This is a genomic window from Streptomyces sp. NPDC006384, from assembly GCF_042870695.1.
GTDB lineage: Bacteria > Actinomycetota > Actinomycetes > Streptomycetales > Streptomycetaceae > Streptomyces.
This window is the reverse complement of the sequence record NZ_JBIAHR010000011.1, coordinates 221,359-237,775: the sequence shown is the minus strand read 5'-3', so window position 1 is coordinate 237,775 and position 16,417 is coordinate 221,359. Positions and strand designations below refer to the sequence as shown.

12 protein-coding genes, 1 pseudogene and 2 CRISPR repeat arrays (1 of these 15 cut by a window edge) are annotated in these 16,417 nt (G+C 71.1%); of the genes and pseudogenes, 10 read left to right on the top strand and 3 right to left on the bottom strand.

All coding sequences use genetic code 11. The features are described 5' to 3' along the window. Positions 1 to 909: a CRISPR direct-repeat array (repeat unit 23 nt; unit sequence GTCCTCTCCGCGCGAGCGGAGGT); it reaches 701 nt to the left of the window's first position. 83 nt (positions 910 to 992) lie between these two features. The 9 genes from ACFYOJ_RS17830 to ACFYOJ_RS17790 all read left to right on the top strand — a co-directional run bounded on the left by ACFYOJ_RS17830 (position 993) and on the right by ACFYOJ_RS17790 (position 11,903). Beyond that, positions 993 to 3,893 (top strand): CRISPR-associated endonuclease Cas3'', encoded by a 2,901-nt coding sequence (locus tag ACFYOJ_RS17830; RefSeq protein ID WP_388597229.1) that lies wholly within the window; start codon positions 993 to 995, stop codon positions 3,891 to 3,893. A gap of 251 nt (positions 3,894 to 4,144) precedes the next feature. Then, positions 4,145 to 5,731: a type I-E CRISPR-associated protein Cse1/CasA gene (gene casA, locus ACFYOJ_RS17825; protein WP_356553061.1), complete on the top strand. Its 1,587-nt coding sequence runs from the start codon at positions 4,145 to 4,147 to the stop codon at positions 5,729 to 5,731. Beyond that, on the top strand, positions 5,728 to 6,507 hold the full coding sequence (gene casB / locus ACFYOJ_RS17820; RefSeq protein ID WP_356553063.1) for a type I-E CRISPR-associated protein Cse2/CasB: 780 nt from the start codon (positions 5,728 to 5,730) through the stop codon (positions 6,505 to 6,507). The genes casA and casB overlap by 4 nt, the downstream gene beginning before the upstream one ends. A gap of 83 nt (positions 6,508 to 6,590) precedes the next feature. Beyond that, positions 6,591 to 7,772 (top strand): type I-E CRISPR-associated protein Cas7/Cse4/CasC, encoded by a 1,182-nt coding sequence (gene cas7e, locus ACFYOJ_RS17815; RefSeq protein ID WP_356553065.1) that lies wholly within the window; start codon positions 6,591 to 6,593, stop codon positions 7,770 to 7,772. Positions 7,773 to 7,837: 65 nt separating this feature from the next. Continuing rightward, positions 7,838 to 8,662, top strand: coding sequence for a type I-E CRISPR-associated protein Cas5/CasD (gene cas5e / locus ACFYOJ_RS17810; RefSeq protein WP_356553258.1), 825 nt, complete (start codon positions 7,838 to 7,840; stop codon positions 8,660 to 8,662). Next, complete coding sequence (cas6e, locus tag ACFYOJ_RS17805) at positions 8,659 to 9,339, top strand: type I-E CRISPR-associated protein Cas6/Cse3/CasE (protein WP_356553067.1); 681 nt, start codon at positions 8,659 to 8,661, stop codon at positions 9,337 to 9,339. The genes cas5e and cas6e overlap by 4 nt, the downstream gene beginning before the upstream one ends. Further along, a complete protein-coding gene (gene cas1e, locus ACFYOJ_RS17800; protein WP_356553069.1) occupies positions 9,336 to 10,310 on the top strand; it encodes a type I-E CRISPR-associated endonuclease Cas1e in 975 nt (324 codons plus the stop codon). Before cas6e ends, cas1e begins: the two co-directional genes overlap by 4 nt. Positions 10,311 to 10,338: 28 nt before the next feature. Next, on the top strand, positions 10,339 to 10,650 hold the full coding sequence (gene cas2e / locus ACFYOJ_RS17795; protein ID WP_356553071.1) for a type I-E CRISPR-associated endoribonuclease Cas2e: 312 nt from the start codon (positions 10,339 to 10,341) through the stop codon (positions 10,648 to 10,650). Between the two features lie 18 nt (positions 10,651 to 10,668). Further along, positions 10,669 to 11,673: direct repeats of the CRISPR family, unit length 29 nt; unit sequence GTCCTCTCTGCGCGAGCGGAGGTGAGCCG. Between the two features lie 68 nt (positions 11,674 to 11,741). Next, positions 11,742 to 11,903 carry a hypothetical protein gene (locus ACFYOJ_RS17790; RefSeq protein WP_356553072.1) on the top strand — a complete coding sequence of 54 codons (162 nt, stop codon included), beginning with the start codon at positions 11,742 to 11,744 and terminating at the stop codon, positions 11,901 to 11,903. A 2-nt stretch (positions 11,904 to 11,905) separates the two neighbouring features. On the opposite strand, the pseudogene ACFYOJ_RS17785 reads toward ACFYOJ_RS17790, so the two are convergent. From ACFYOJ_RS17785 to ACFYOJ_RS17775, 3 genes and pseudogenes are all read right to left on the bottom strand, one after another. Next, positions 11,906 to 13,208: pseudogene (locus ACFYOJ_RS17785) on the bottom strand (IS256 family transposase). Between the two features lie 199 nt (positions 13,209 to 13,407). Continuing rightward, positions 13,408 to 14,037: a DUF4865 family protein gene (locus tag ACFYOJ_RS17780; protein ID WP_356553073.1), complete on the bottom strand. Its 630-nt coding sequence runs from the start codon at positions 14,035 to 14,037 to the stop codon at positions 13,408 to 13,410. A 62-nt stretch (positions 14,038 to 14,099) separates the two neighbouring features. Next, the gene (locus ACFYOJ_RS17775; protein ID WP_356553075.1) at positions 14,100 to 15,056 is read right to left on the bottom strand and encodes a beta-ketoacyl-ACP synthase III; all 957 of its coding nucleotides are present in this window, start codon (positions 15,054 to 15,056) and stop codon (positions 14,100 to 14,102) included. 89 nt (positions 15,057 to 15,145) lie between these two features. Here ACFYOJ_RS17775 and ACFYOJ_RS17770 point away from each other — a divergent pair, with 89 nt between their 5' ends. Continuing rightward, entirely contained in the window at positions 15,146 to 15,772 is a 627-nt protein-coding gene (locus tag ACFYOJ_RS17770) for a TetR/AcrR family transcriptional regulator (RefSeq protein ID WP_356553077.1), read from the top strand. Positions 15,773 to 16,417: the final 645 nt, after the last annotated feature.

The window sequence follows — 16,417 nt, the reverse complement described above, 5'->3', positions numbered from 1 at the left end:
CGCGGGAGCGCTGGATGACGACGTGGGCGCCGTCCTCTCCGCGCGAGCGGAGGTGAGCCGTTGTAGCCGATCCCGGCCCAGCCCTTCGCCTGGTCCTCTCCGCGCGAGCGGAGGTGAGCCGCGTCTGGGTGCCGCGCCTGCTTCTTCACCGAGGTCCTCTCCGCGCGAGCGGAGGTGAGCCGGCACGCCAGGGCTGAGTCTCCAACCTGATGGGGTCCTCTCCGCGCGAGCGGAGGTGAGCCGCATTTCGTCGACTACTCCATTGCGAGTGTCGTGTCCTCTCCGCGCGAGCGGAGGTGAGCCGGCCGTTGCCGACGCGCAGAAGGAGGCTGCGAAGTCCTCTCCGCGCGAGCGGAGGTGAGCCGCTCCCCCGCCACGGCCCCGCCCTCCGGTTTCAGTCCTCTCCGCGCGAGCGGAGGTGAGCCGTTGCCGCATGACCACCACCAGCAGCGCCCCGGGTCCTCTCCGCGCGAGCGGAGGTGAGCCGTTCCGGACAGCGGCACCCATGCGGGACAGCGCGTCCTCTCCGCGCGAGCGGAGGTGAGCCGCGAGGCTGCGGCTGCGGGCGAGCCCGTGGGCGGTCCTCTCCGCGCGAGCGGAGGTGAGCCGGCCCTCATCGCGAACAACGGGCTGGTCGACACGTCCTCTCCGCGCGAGCGGAGGTGAGCCGGCAGGGCGGGCTCGGTTGTCGGCCCTGGATGGGGCCTCTCCGCGCGAGCAGAGGTGAGCCGTTAAAACCGGCGGCGCACCCCACGGGGGTCGCGTCCTCTCCGCGCGAGCGGAGGTGAGCCGCAGCCCCGGGACGGCCTGGGGAGCCCAGGTACGGTCCTCTCCGCGCGAGCGGAGGTGAGCCGGACATGACATGCCCAAGGACTCGGGTCTTACCGTCCTCTCCGCGCGAGCGGAGGTCAAGTGGGGGAAGGAACCGGCGCAGACGAAGCATTCTTCCTGCTCAGAGCCCATTGTCAGTGCCCTCTGGTAGCAGTATCGCCGTGACGAATCAGCAAGGAATTGCCGTGCCTTGTGCCTGTCCTGATCCCAGGCTCTGGGGGAAGGAGCGCGGTCTCGAGCGCGCGTACCCAGTGATGTGCCATCTCCTGGACGTTGCCGCGGTCTTCGGCGTTCTGTGGGATGTGCTGCTGTCCGCCGCGGCTCGGGAGAGGTTTGCCGAGCAGTTGGCTCTGGATGTGAAGGACTGCCGAGCGGTGCTGTCGTTCTGGGCGGGTCTTCATGATCTTGGGAAGATCACGCCGGTCTTCCAGGCGCAGGTGCCGTCGCTGTTCGACAAGGTGCGCACCGATGCGGCTTATCTTTTCGCGCCGGGTGCCGAACGGGAGCGGGGGTTCCGTCACGAGATGGCGACGCACTGGTCGCTTGCCTCGCTGCTGGCGGAGGAGGGGTATCCGACGCGGCGGGGGACGACCGGTGTGGGCGGGGCGAAGGCTCCGGCGGCTCATTGGGTGGGGCAGCTGCTGGGCGGCCACCACGGGGTGTTCGGGGCGAAGGTGCCGGCGGCGCAGTTGCGGCTGCCGAGCCAGTATCAGCCGGGGCTGGGGGAGGCCGGCTGGGCGGAGCAGCGGCGGTTGCACTTCGAGGAGCTGCGGCGGGTGACCGGCGGGGAGGCCGTGCCGGGTGGTGTCCTGTCCGCGGACATGGCTGTGGTGCTGACGGGTCTGGTGGTCACGGCTGACTGGCTGGCCAGCCAGATCGGTGCCATCAAGCAGGTGCGGCCGGCCGACGGTGCCTGGCAGGGGACGCCTGCACAGGTCGACGCCCACTGGCAGCGGACAAGCGCTGCCGCGTCGGCGCTGGTGGCTGAGGCGCAGTTGGGCCGGGCCACGTTCGAGGCGGAGAGCTTCGGGGAGATGTTTCCGTTCTCTCCGAACCCGCTGCAGGGCGATCTCGTCGAGCATCTGCCGGGCCTGGTCGCCGAGGGCGGGGCGGGTCTGGTGCTGATGACGGCGCCCACGGGGGACGGGAAGACGGAGGCGGCCTTGTATGCCGCGTCGGTCCTGGGGCCGGCGGCGGGTGCCCGCGGAATGTATGTGGCGCTGCCGACGATGGCCACGGCGGACGCGATGTACAAGCGGGTGAGGAAGTTCGCCGAGTCCTCGCTCGGCGGGGAGCGCGCGCTCACCCTGCTGCATTCCATGGCCTGGCTGAACCCCTTGTACGGGCAGGCCGCCCAGGACGCCGCGGCCACGGCGGTCGGCCGCGGCCAGGCGGGTGAGGTCAGTGCGGACGCGGCGACGGCGGTGACGGCGGACGCCTGGCTGCGCGGGGCGAGGCACGGCTTTCTCGCTCCGCTCTCCGTGGGCACGATCGACCAGGCGCTGCGCGGGGTGTTGCCGCTTCGGTACAACGTGCTGCCGTTGTTCGGGTTGCACGAGAAGGTCTTCGTCGTCGACGAGGCCCACGCGTACGGCCCGTGGATGCACAAGCTGCTGCTCACCCTGCTGGAGTGGCTCGGGGCGATGCGCTCGCCGGTGGTACTGCTGTCGGCCACGCTGACCGGCAGCACTGCCGCGTCGCTGGTCAACGCCTACCGCCGCGGTGCGGGCTTCCTGGAGCCTGCCGCCATCGCCCCGTGCTACCCGGGCTGGCTGTACGCGAGCGCGGTCACCGGAGAGGTCTCGGCCCCCCGCCCGACCAGCAGCGGTCGTCCCCGCACCCTCGACGTGAGGGTGCGCCGGGTGGCTTGGGACGTCGCTGTGAAGCCGACGGATCCACCGCAGGCCGGAGGCCGCCGGGAGGCTCTTCGTGAGGAACTGCGGCCGGTCGCGGAGGCGGGCGGGACGGCTCTGGTCTGCTGCACGACGGTCCCCGAGGCGCAGGCCACCTACCGGGACCTGTGCGCCGCTTTCCCCGATCTCGCGGGGCAGGAAGGCGGGATCCGGCTGCTCCACTCCCGCTTTCCGGCGAACGACCGTCAGCGGATCACCGCCGACTGTGAAGCCGCCTACGGAAAGCCGCGGGCGGATCAGCCACCGACGGTACGGCCGGCGTCGATCCTCGTGGCCACGCAGGTGGTGGAGCAATCCCTCGATCTCGACTTCGACCTGGTCGTCAGCGACCTCGCCCCGCTGGCCCAGCTGCTGCAGCGCGCGGGCCGCGGCCGCCGCCACCGCCGGGGCCCCGGCGGGCGGCCGGTGTGGGCACAGGCCGAGGACCGGCCGAAGCTGGTCGTCCTCGACCCCTTCCGCCGCCCGCAGAAGTCGGACAAGCCGGCGACCTGGGGGTCGGTGTACGACGCAAGCCTGCTGATCCGCACCTCGCTGCTGCTCACCGAACGGGCCGCGGACGGCATCGTGGTGCCGGACGGCGTGCAGGAACTCGTGGACGCCGTCTACGCGCCGGACTTCGTCGACGGACTCGACGCGGCGGTGGAGCGGGAGCTGAAGTCCCTGGACGTGGAGCGTCTGGCGTCCGAGATGGCGGAGACCGACCTCGCCGCCATGGTGGGGATCAGCGGCCCCGGCAACATCGAGGGGCAGTTGCATCTCATCAGCCGGCGGCTCGAAGGCGTCACGGAGGAGCTGCTCACCACACGGCTGGGAGCGGACACCGGCCGGGTGCTGTGCGCGTACGTGCAGGAGGACGGATCCCTCACACTCGCCCGCGACGGCAGCGGCGGTCCGGTGCCCGGTCTGGACGGCAGGCCCCTGAGCCGGGACGACGTGGCCGCCGTCGCCGCCCACACCGCGCCGGTGCCCGGCAAGTGGGTCCGGGAGGGCGCCGATGCCGAGAGGGATCATCCTGCCCCGTGGAAGAAGATCTCGACGCTGCGGGATGTCGTCCTGCTCCCCATGCGCGAGGTCAAGGACGGACTGTGGACGTGTCCTCGCGGCGCGCACACGATTGGCGTTTCAGCAGCAGGACTTGAGCAATTTTGACCGACTGTCGATCTTGCCTGACCGATCGCCGGTCCGCTCTTCTCAGAGCAGCTACCTTCCTCTACCGTCAGACATGCCGCTCCAGCAGGTCGGACACAGTGCACACCTGGCCATTGCTGGAGCGGACCACCCGCTCTCGCGGGCAGGGGGGACACCTCGTCACGTCTCTCAGAGCCGCTACGGGGTCACCCCCGCTTCACACGGGGCCCTGTCCCATTCTGCCTTCCGTCTGGAGACCTATGCGGCCGACAATGAACATCCTTCACGAACCCTTCATCCCCGTCCGCTGGGCCCCGCACGCCGAGCAGCAGCCAGGTGCCGAAGAGTTGCCCTCCAAGGTCGGCCTGCTGGAGCTGCTGCTGCGCAGTCACGACATCGAGTGTCTGGCCATCGCGGAGGCGCCGGCGCATTCGGCGTTCCTGCGGGTCCTGTACGCCCTCACCAGCCGCGTGACGGGACTGGACGAGGCGAGGACCGGGCCGGACGACTGGCTGGAGCGGCGGGAGGAGCTCCTGGCGGAAGGCATGCTCCCGGAGGACAGGATCAAGGCGTACGCCGAGACCTACCGTGACCGGTTCTTCCTCTTCGACACGAGCCCGGACGGCCGCCCCTGGATGCAGGACCCGCGGCTGGTGCAGCAGTGCGACGCGGCAAGCACGGCCGGGGTGAACAAGCTGGTGGTGACCAGGCCGTCGGGCAACAACCACTCCTGGTGGAAGCACAGCCTGGACACCCGCCCCGAACCGCTGTCCGCGTCCGAAGCCCTGCTCAACCTGCTGACCTGGCACTACTACGGCCCGTCCGGACGCTGCTCGTCCCGGGAGGTCGGCGGGGCGAAGAGCGCCAGCGCCACGGCAGGCCCTCTGCGGTCGGCGCTGTCGTACCACCCGGAGGGCGCCACGCTCTTCGAGACGCTGCTGGCCGGTCTGGTTCCGCCGGAGGAGAGTGTCGACCCGGAGCAGGACCGGTGCCCGTGGGAGTGGGACGAGCTTCCCGACCCCGAGGGTCCGCCGGCCGCCCTGACCGGGACGTGCTCGCGTCTGACCGCCGCCTCGATGCACGCCCTGCTCCTGGTGCCCGACGAGGACGACCCCTCCCTGGTGCGGGACGCCTACATCACCTGGGCGTACCGCAAGGGCCGCGGTGCCCGGCCGGAGGACGACTACCTGATCTGGCAGATCAGCAAGCAGGGCAACGTCTATCCGCGGCCGGCGGACTCGCAGCGGGCGCTGTGGCGGGACCTGGACGCGCTGCTGCTGATCGACCCGCCCGGCGTCGCGCAGCCGCGGCGGCCGAAGGTGTTCGAGTGGGCCGTCGAACTGCCGTTGGACCTGCGCGTGCATGCTCTGGGCTTCGAGCAGGACGGTCAGGCCAAGGACACCCAGTTCGTCGATTCCGTGACGCCGCCGGTCCTTGCCTTCGCCGAGAAGCGCTCGGCCCGCAGCAAGCCCGCCGTCGGCCGGCTGCGTGCGACGGGCGAGCGGTTCGGCAACCGCCTGGACCGCGCCCTGCGCCGGGCCTGGCGGACCTATGTGAACGATCCGAAGGACAGCGCGGAAGCCTGGGCCCAGGAGGGCGCCGCCCGGTACTGGCCCGCGGCGGAAGCCGAGTTCTGGAACCGGTTCCGTCTGCTGGACCGGACCGGGACCGCCCTGGACGCAGGCCTCGACGCCGACACGGCCCGCAAGGTGTTCCTCGGCCTCGCGATCCTCGCCTTCGACGAGGTCACCACCTCGGTGACACGCACCCAGCGCGGGGCCCGGGCCGTGGAGGAGGCCCGCGTCGAACTGTTCGGCGATTCCCGTTCCCGCAAGCCCGGCAAGGGCTCTGCGGCATGAACCAGCCTGCTGACCCGAAGGAGATCCCGGTGACCACACAGGCCCCGCCCACCGCCGCAGTTCCGGCTCCCCGCTCCGGTGAGGAGCCCACCCGCCTCGACCGCTACCGCGCCTTCACGCGGGCCGTGCTGGCGAAGTGCGAGGGCGACCCGGGTGCGCGAAGCGCGCTGCGGTCCGGCGTACGCAAGGATCTGGACTCGGTGCCGCGCATGCACCAGGTGATCGCCCATCTGGTGCCGCAGGACGTGTCCGAGGACACCCAGCGGGCGTACTACGCCGTTGCCGCGATGATCGCCGAGCAGGCACGCCGCGGAGGTGATGCCACCGACGCCGACGAGACCACGGCCGGGCAGGAAGCCGCCCAGGCCGTAAAGGCGGCAGAGACGGCAGAGACGGCGGCCGCCGCCCAGGAGGCCGAAAGGGAGCGGAAGTACGGCTCGAGTCTCGGCACAGCCTTCGCGCTGGCGGTCGTCCGCAGCCCCGGCCACGAGCGCACGATGCGGCGCGGCACCGCGGAGAGCCGGCTGAACCTGCTGTGCAAGCAGGGCCTTCCGGGTCTGCACCGGCACCTTCCGGCCTCGGTCCGCTACCTGCGCTCGCTGGACGTGCCCGTCGACTGGGCACGGCTGCTGCAGGATCTCGTCGACTGGCGGCGGCACTCCGGCCGGGTCGCCCGCCGTTGGCTGCAGGACTTCTACCGCCGCCTCCACGAGGAGGAGCGCCGCCTGCGCGAACAGGCCGACGCCGAGGAGCCGCCGACCGGTACCGACGCCTGATCCGGCCCCGCCCCGGGCGGTTCGCTCCAGCCCCGGCCGCCGCACCACCACTCGTCATCCACACTCTTTCTCGAGGAGTTCTCGTGTCCCAGAAGCCGTCCGCCCGTTTCCTCTGCGCTCACGTCCTGCAGACCGTTCCGTACGCCTGTTTGAATCGAGACGACACCAACTCGGTCAAGACCGTCCAGTACGGCGGCGTCCTGCGCACCCGCGTGTCCAGCCAGTGCTGGAAGCGGGCGATCCGCGTGGACTTCGAGCAGCGCGTCGGCCAGACCGCGCTGCGCACCCGCCGGATCGGGGAGCGAGTGAGCCGCCTGCTGAGCGAGGAGCGCGGCTGGCCCGCGGAGCTGGCCGCGCGGGCCGGCGGGCACCTGGCGGCCGCCAGCGGCATCAAGTTCGAGCTGGAGGAGAAGGAGAAGCAGGTGCAGGCCAACAAGGTGATCGGCAACGCCATGGTCTACGTGCCGCAGACCGCCGTCGCCGAGCTCGCCGACCTGGCCGAGGAGATGCGGGCCGAGCTCGAGGCCGCGAAGGACATCAAGAAGACCACCGACAAGAGCATCGTGCCCAAGGAGCGGGTGACGGCGATCCTGCGGTCCCGCAACGGCGTCATCAACCTCTTCGGCCGCATGCTCGCCGAGGTCGACAACGCCGGTGTGGACGGCGCCGTCCAGGTCGCGCACGCCATGACGACGCACCAGACCGACGTCGAGATCGACTACTTCTCCGCCGTCGACGACGTCACCGCCGACTGGAACGACTCCAGCGGCAGCGCCCACATGGGCCACGCCGAGTTCAGCGCGGGCACCTTCTACCGGTACGCCACCGTGGACCTGGAGGAACTCGCCGCCAACCTCGACGGCGACCTGGCGGCGGCCCGCGAGCTGGCCGAGGCGTTCCTGCAGTCCTTCGTCGCGTCCCTGCCCCAGGCGAAGAAGAACTCCACCGCCCCGCACACCGTGCCGGACCTGATCCACCTCACGGTCCGCTCCGACCGCCCCCTCTCCCTCGCCGCGGCCTTCGAGAAGCCCGTGCAGGCGGCCGGCGACGGCGGCTACGCGGCCACCTCCCGCGACACCCTGTCCGCCTACGCACAGGCCGTGAACTCCTTCATGGGCACCACCGGCATCCTGCAGTCCGGCTGGACCGGCCTCGACCCCAAGGGCCACACCGGCCTCGGCAAGCGCCACGCCTCCCTGAACGACCTGATCGGCTCCGCCGTCCGCACCGCGTTCACCACCACCGCCTCCGGGGCCGCCGCGTGAGCTCGACCACCGTCCCCGCGCAGGACACCACCGCCGGGGCCGACGCGCAGGCGCCGGCCCCGGCGGTGCCGGGACTGCTGCTGCACTGCGCCGGTCCCCTGCAGTCCTGGGGCCACCACAGCCACTTCAACCAGCGCGACACGGCCGCCTTCCCCACCCGCTCCGGCGTCCTCGGCCTGCTCGCCGCAGCACTCGGCCGCGGCCGCGAGGAGCCCGTCGACGACCTGGCGCGGCTCGGTCTCACCGTGCGCGTGGACCGGCCCGGGGTCCTCCTGCGCGACCTGCACACCGTCGGCGGCGGCCTGCCCGCCGCTGCCACGGTCACCACCGCCCAGGGCAAGAAGCGCTCCGGGGACACCACCACACTGCTGTCCCACCGCTACTACCTCGCCGACGCCGCCTTCACCGTCGCCGTTACCAGCCCCACCGAGACCGGCCTGCTCGCCCAGTGCGAGAGCGCCCTGCGCACCCCGCGCTGGCCCCTGTTCCTGGGCCGGCGCGCCTGCCCGCCCACCGGCCCCCTCCTCCTCGCCCTGGTCGACGACTGCCTGCACCACCTGGTGCGTCTCCCCCTCGCCGCACCGGCGCCCCGGACCGGCAGCACCACCAGAGCCGTCGACTTCCTCTCCGACAGCCCGCTCGACCGGCTGCCGCTGCCCGACGGCGTCCACGCCTGCGACCCGGCAGAAGCCGCCCACCCGTCGACAAGCCTCAACGACCAGCCCGTCACCTTCCACCCCACCCGGCGCAGCTACCGGGCCCGGCCCCTGTACCGCCGCACGGTCACCCCGCCCGCCGACCAGTGGGGCGGTCTCGGCACGGGCTACCTCCAGGCCCTCGGCCAGTACGCGAACCGCCACTTGAACACCAGCGAGGGGAGCCGTCCATGAACGACGTCTGGCTGACCCGGATCGTCCCTCATGCCGCCTCCCGCGACGCCCGTCGCGACCTCGGCAACGCCGTCGGGCTGCACCGCCGGCTCATGTCCCTCTTTCCCGACGAGGCCGGCCCCGACCCACGGGCGGCACTGGGCGTTCTGCACCGCGTGGAAGACTCCCCCGCCGGCCCGTACATCCTCATGCAGTCCCGCCACCAGCCCGACCTCGGCCGGCTCCCCGACAACTACGGCACAGCGGCCGTCCGGGAGATCGGCCCGCTCCTCAGCGCGCTCCGCTCCGGCGCGAACATCCACTTCCGCTGTATCGCCAGTCCGGTCCGCAAGCCCGGGGCCAGCACCCGCGCCCTCTACCACCTGCCCGCCGTCGTCCCACTCGCCGGCGCCCACGCCGACGAGTGGTGGATACGGCAGGCCGACACCGCCGGTCTGAAGGTGCTGACCCTGCACTCCCAGCCCCTCGACAGCGCCACCGGCATCCGCGGCCAACGCGGCGCCGACCAGCAGCGCATCCGCCACGCCCGCACCCGCTTCGACGGCACCGCCGCCGTCATCGATCCCGACCGGCTCCGGGCGAAACTGACCGACGGCATCGGGCGCGGCAAGGCCTACGGCTGCGGCCTGCTCACCATCGCCCCCGCCCTAACCCGCGAAGGCGGCACCCGAGCATGACCGCGCCTCCCTCCCCCGCCGGCCGCCGCAGACTCGCCGCCCCCACGGTGGCCATGCTGCCCCGCTTCGCGGACTCCCTGTCGTTCCTCTACCTGGATGTCGTCCGCGTCCTGCAGGACGACACCGGAGTGCTGGCCGAAGTAACCAGCGACCGGCGGGGCAGGGAGACCGTCCACCTGCCGACCGCCGCCCTCAGCTGCGTACTCCTGGGCCCCGGCACCTCCATCACCGCCCGGGCCCTGGCCACCCTGGCCCGTCACGGCACCACCGTGGTCGTCACCGGTTCGGGCGGCGTCCGCTGCTACGCCGCAACCCAGCCGGACTCCCTCACCACCGTCTGGCTCGAGCGCCAGGCCCGTTCATGGGCCGACGACAACCAGCGGCTCGCCGTCGCCACCGCCATGTACGAACGGCGCTTCGGCACAGGCTCCGTGCCGCCCGGCACCTCGCTGGCCCAGCTTCGCGGCATGGAAGGACAGCGCGTCAAGGCGCAGTACAGACTCCTCGCCCAGCAGTACAAGATCGGCCGCTTCCGCCGCAGCTACGACCCCGCACAGTGGGACACCCAGGACCCCGTCAACCTCGCCCTCTCCTCCGCGAACACCTGCCTCTACGGCATCGTCCACGCAGCCGTACTCGCCCTGGGCTGCTCACCCGCCCTGGGGTTCGTCCACAGCGGGAACCAGCAGGCCTTCGTCTATGACATCGCCGACCTCTACAAGGCCGAGCTGACCATCCCGCTGGCCTTCTCCCTCAACGCCTCGACCGACCCGGAGGCGGAAGCACGCCGCTCCTTCCGCAACGGTCTGCGCCTCTTCCGGCTCCTGCCGCGCATCGTCCACGACATCCAGTCCCTCCTCGACCCGGACGGCGACCGCGAGGAACCCGACCCCGAGGAGGAACTCGTCGATCTCTGGGACCCCGTGGCCGGTGCCATCCCCGGCGGCACCAACCACGGCGGAGTCTCATGACATCCCTCAACCGGAAGGCACGGCGCCCATGGCCTCGATGACCGTCCTCGCCACCACAGCCGTCCCCGACCACCTCCGCGGCGCCCTCACCCGATGGCTCCTCGAGGTCACCCCCGAGCTCTACGTGGGCACCATCTCCGCCCGCGTACGCGACGAACTCTGGGCCTCCGTCACCGCCTGCGTCGGCAACGGCACCGCCGTCCTCGCCTACCCCAGCAACAACGAACAAGGCTTCGAACTCCGCACAGCCGGAAAACAACGCCGCACCCCGCTCGACTTCGACGGCCTCACCCTCGTCGCATTCCGAAAGGAAGGTCAAGAAACAGCAAACCCCCTCTAACATTGCAGGTCGGAAAGGGTCCTCTCTGCGCGAGCGGAGGTGAGCCGGATGCCTCGGTGGTGTCCCACACCGGCCCGGCGTCCTCTCTGCGCGAGCGGAGGTGAGCCGGTGCCTGTGATCCATCCAGTCCCCGACGCGCCGTCCTCTCTGCGCGAGCGGAGGTGAGCCGACTGCAACCAGGGCGAGCAGCAACGTGGCGAGGTCCTCTCTGCGCGAGCGGAGGTGAGCCGGCGCTCACCGAGGACGCCCAGTCGATGCTGCGGTCCTCTCTGCGCGAGCGGAGGTGAGCCGGAACCGATACCCGTGGCCCTGTCGATCTCCCTGTCCTCTCTGCGCGAGCGGAGGTGAGCCGTTCATGGACGCCCTCAACTCCGGCGCCCTGCCGTTCTCTCTGCGCGAGCGGAGGTGAGCCGACGCGCGTGTTGGGCCTGGCGGCCTCGTCCGGGTCCTCTCTGCGCGAGCGGAGGTGAGCCGGTGGTCAAGGGCAGCGAGGGTGATGGCTCGGCGTCCTCTCTGCGCGAGCGGAGGTGAGCCGGACCACTGGTCCCTGCTGCTCTATGTCGAGGAGTCCTCTCTGCGCGAGCGGAGGTGAGCCGCCGTGCAGCGGATCCTCTCGAAACTGGTCAGCGTCCTCTCTGCGCGAGCGGAGGTGAGCCGAACCCCAACCGATCCCCGAACCGGCGCAGAACGTCCTCTCTGCGCGAGCGGAGGTGAGCCGGAGCTGGAGCCGGCGGCTGCCGAGCTGCAGCGGTCCTCTCTGCGCGAGCGGAGGTGAGCCGTACGGGCAGGGTGTGCAGATCGCGTCCCTGACGTCCTCTCTGCGCGAGCGGAGGTGAGCCGGCGACGGTGGCGGCGTTGGCGGCGGTGGTGGCGTCCTCTCTGCGCGAGCGGAGGTGAGCCGCCGCGGGTGTTGATACCCCCAGCCACCAGCGTGTCCTCTCTGCGCGAGCGGAGGTGAGCCGGAGGAGGACGCACACCGCTACGCCGCAGCGAGGTCCTCTCTGCGCGAGCGGAGGTGAGCCGCCGTCCGCAAGATCATCACCTGCAACGCCGAACACGCCAGCCTCTCCGTCTGCCTCACCAGCCCCTCCATGCGGGCCGGGTTCATCACCACTTCACGACGGGCCGGGAAGCGCGAAGAGAAGATCCGGGAACAGTCCGACCACGCCGAGAACAGCCCCGCCTTCTGGGGCTACATTCGGTCACGTCCGCTGGAGTGGTGTATCGACGGCCACTCGGTGATCTCGTTCTGAGGCTATGCGGTGAGTTCGGTGGGCAGGGCGGTGTCGTCGGTTTCTGACTCGATCGGGTGGAGTCGGGCCTTGGCGAGGAGGTCGCGGCCCATGTAGCGGCGGGCCTCGGTCCACTCGTCGTTCTGCTCGGCCAGGACCGCGCCTACGAGCCGGATCACAGCGGTGCGGTCGGGGAAGACGCCGACCACGTCGGTGCGGCTGAGGGCACCTCCCGCGGCGCAGCCGTGGAGGAGGATCTCCTTGTTCAGTCGCTCCTGCGGGTTGTTCGACCAGATCTGCCGCCAGATCTCCCGCGGGAAGGCGGTGAAGGCCGGCAGGTCGTGCTGGGCGGCGTCCAGGTGGGCCGCCGCCTTGGGGAACTTGGCCTCCAGGGCGTCCAGGACGTGGGTCATCTGGGCCTTCACCGCGTCGGTGTCGGGCTGTTCGAACACGGTCCGCAGCAGCGTGGCCACCCACGGCTGGGCCGACTTCGGCACCTGGCTCAGCAAGTTCCTCGCGATGGGGGTACCGCCCGCGCCCGTTCAGGGTGTGGGGGAGGGTGCGGCAGCGCTGCCAGGAGGCGCCGGGCAGCACCGCGCCGATCACATCGACGAGGCCGGCGTGGGCGTCGGAGATGACGGGCTGGACGCCTGACAGGCCGCGGGCGATCAGGGAACGCAGGAAGGCGAGCCGGCCGGCGCCGTTCTCGGCGGTGGCGACGTCCAGGCCGAGGATCTCGCGGTGGCCGTTGGCGTTGACGCCGGCCGCGATCAGCGCGTGCACGTTGACGATGCGGCCGCCCTCGCGGACCTTCTGGGGCAGCGCGTCGACCCGGACGAAGGAGTACGGTCCGGCGTCCAGGGGCCGGTTGCGGAAGGCGGCGACCTGCTCGTCCAGGTGCTTGGCCATCGCGCTGACCTGGGACTTCGACAGCTGGGTGACGCCCAGGGGCTCGGCGAGCTTCTCGACCCGGCGGGTGGAGACACCAAGGAGGCAGGCGGTGGCGACCACCGAGATCAGGGCCTGTTCGGCCCGGCGGCGGCGTTCCAGGAGCCAGTGCGGGAAGTAGCTGCCGGACCGCAGCTTGGGAACGGCCAGCTCGACCGTGCCGGCCCGGGTGTCCCACTCCCGCGGGCGACAGCCGTTGCGGTGGTTGACGCGTTCGTCGCTGACCTGCCCGTATTCGGCGTTGCAGAGGGCATCGGCCTCCGCGGACATGAGGGCGTCGGCGAACGCTTTGATCATCGCGCGCAGCAGGTCGGGACTCGCCGCGGCGAGGTTCTCCTCGGCGAGGGCGTGCAGGGGCAGACTGTCGGGTGCGGTCATCGTGCTGATCTCCTTCGAGCTTCGACATCTCGAAGATCAGCCGGTGGCCGTTCTCATATCCGGACCCTCACTCCGACGCCGGGCCAAACGCCTGGATCAGGTGGGAACCCGTACACCACTTCCCAGGACATAACCCCTCATACCGAAATGATCGGTGAGAGGGTGCGACAGCGGCGGTGTCCGGCGGCGCGGGACACGGTCACGGGGTCGCTACGGGCTGCGGGAGACGGCCCTCGGGCAGGGCATCGAGGCCGGGAGCGGACAGGTGCAGCACTTCGTAGTGTTCGGTCGCCTCCTCGTCGGCCACGGAGGTGTCCGCCCACAGCGCGAAACGCATCAACTGCCAGTGGTGGGGATCCAGAGCCAGGACGGCGGTGTGCACGCCGTCGAGGCGGGCAAGGTCCCGCAGCCGTACGGTCTCCCGCTCGATCAGAGTCGCCAGGCCCAGACCGGTGCCGTCCCGGTCCTGGTCGGCCGGCACCGGAGTGAGGCGTCGCGAGGCCGCTCTGGGGAGGGTGCTCCGGGCGGGACCGGCATGGCAGGCAATGCCTGCCCAATGGTGGACGGCGGGCCGGCCGAAGTCTCGGAGGATGTTCTGGAAACCGCCACCGGCAAGGAAGTGAGTCATCGCTCCCGTGTCGTTCCAGAGGTAGAACGGGGCGTACTGGTTGACCGGGGAGCCGTTGAGGCCGCGCTCCCGGACCACATACGCCTTGAGACCCAGACCCGGGCGGTCGTCGAGTAGATGGCCTCCGATGGCCACGCGCCTGCGGATGATGGCCATGTCGTAGTCGGCGGGCAGGGTGATCTCGTACTGCTTGGCGTACATGGCGGGCAGGCCTTTCGGTCAACGGGAGCCGCAGGTGCGGAGGAGCAGGTATCGGAAGCGGTTCAGGGGCAGGTGATGACCTGGCCGGCCCAGGAGAGACCACCGCCGAAGGCGAGGAGCAGGACCGGGGCACCCGAAGGCAGTTCGCCGTTCTCGGTGAGCTTGGAAAGGGCGAGCGGGACCGAGGCGGCGGATGTGTTGCCGGACTCGACGACATCATGGGCGACCACTGCCTGAGCGGAGAGGTCGAGTTGGCGCACCACCGCGTCGATGATGCGCAGGTTCGCCTGGTGGGTGACGACTCCAGCCAGGTCGTTCAAGGTGAGACCGGCACGCTCGCAGGCGTCGCGGGCGACGGCGGGGAGTTCGCCGGTGGCCCAGCGGAACACGGTCTGGCCTTCCTGCGCGAAGTACGGGTGCCAGTCGCCGGCGAGACGGACGGCGTCGCCTCGGGCGGGGTCGGAGCCCCAGACCACTGGTCCGATCCCGGGGGCACCAGTGGCGCCGAGCACGGCGGCGCCCGCACCGTCGCCGAGAAGGACGCAGGTGCGGCGGTCGGACCAGTCGGTGACATCGGACATCTTCTCGGCGCCGATGACCAGGGCGTGCCGGGCCGCGCCCGCACGGATCGCGTGGTCGGCGCAGGCCAGGGCGGTGCAGAAGCCGGCACAGCCGTTGTTGAGGTCGAAGGCGACGGGGGCGGGCAGACCGAGGCGGGCGGCGACCTGGGCGGCGATCGAGGGACAGCGGTCGACGGCTGTGCAGGTCGCGACGGTGATCAGCCCGATCTCAGCGGGCTGCAGGCCCGCGGCGGCCAGAGCCTTGCCAGCGGCCGCCGTGGCCATGTCGGTCACCGATTCACCGGCGTCGGCGATGCGGCGGCTGACGATGCCGGTACGGCGCCTGATCCACTCGTCACTGGTGTCCACCATTGCGGAGAGCTCGTCGTTGGTGAGCACGCGGGCCGGTTGGTAGTGGCCCATGGCGGTGATGCGGCTTCCGGATGGGGTCGAACGCACAGTTCTCCTCCTCGACTGGGACGGCCGACCGCAATATAGCAACCGATCGGTCGGACGCTAAAAGGAGGCGGCTCCGCTACGATGACGGCATGAGCCCTCGCAACTCCGCAGCCGAAGCCCACCGGACTCGGGAGCGCATCGTGGCGCGCGGTATCGCACTCTCCTCCGTCAACGGCCTGGAAGGGCTCACCATCGGCCGCCTGGCCGCAGACCTCGGCATGAGCAAGGCGGGAGTGCTCGGGCACTTCGGCACCAAGGAGGCACTGCAGCTGGCGACTCTCGAGGGCGCCGCGGCGGAGTTCTCGCGTCTGGTGTGGGAGCCCGCGGCGGCCGCCGAGCCCGGCCTTCCCCGCCTGCGGGCCATATGCGACGCCTGGATCGCCTACCTCGAGACCGAGCACGAGATCTTTCCCGGCGGCTGCCTCTTCACCACGGCCTCAATCGAGTTCGACGCCCGCGGAGGGCCCGTCCGTGACGCTCTGGCGCGGTTGTCCCTGGTCTGGCGGCGCCGCCTCGCGGCCGAGGTACGCTCGGCCACGGCAACGGGAGACCTGCCCGCCGACACGGACCCGGACCAGGTGGCGTACGAACTCGTCGGGCTCTACATGGCCCTCAACCAGGAGATCCAGCTCTTCGCTGCCCCGACGGCCGCCGACCGCACCCGTAAGGCGCTCGACCGGCTGCTCGCGCGGCCCGGGCAGGCACAGACGGGATGAGCCGGACCGCACGCACCGGTGCGGTCCGGGCGGGGATGCGGCCCGCCTGCTGTCAGGGCCCGCAGTACGGACTGTGCAGGGTGGGCGCGGGCCGCGCTGCTGCGGTAGACGGTCCCGCGACGCTCGTACACACCACCCGATGACGCGGGGCCTTCCCAGGTGTCGCCGTCGGCGCGACGGGAAGCACATGCCCCTCGATCCCACGGTGCACGCCCTCTCCCCCGAAGCCCCTCCCCTGGCACCACGAGGGGCGACGGCCGAACCCGGGGCTCAGGCATCGTGACACACGATGCCCGGTTTCGACGGTCCAGTACTCAGGCGCGCGAGACGCCCTCTCCGGGAATGCCCGACCCTGGACGACGACGAACCCGGCACTGCCGGCAATCGTGTCGGAGAGCTGCACGTCCGGTGGGGTACCTGCTGCGGAAGCGAGGCCAGGGACCGAGCCGGTATTCGCTGCCTTCGTCGGCTCGGCCGCCAGTCCCACGGCCACCGCCACCGCCGGGCCGGTCAGCGAGGATCCACCCACAGCGCTGCGGCAACCGCGCTGATGTCGCCCGCCGCCGTGGCGAGGGCGACGCCCATCCGGTGTTTACGCCCTTCTTCCGACACAACCCATGCGTAGGACACCAGTGGTGACCCGAC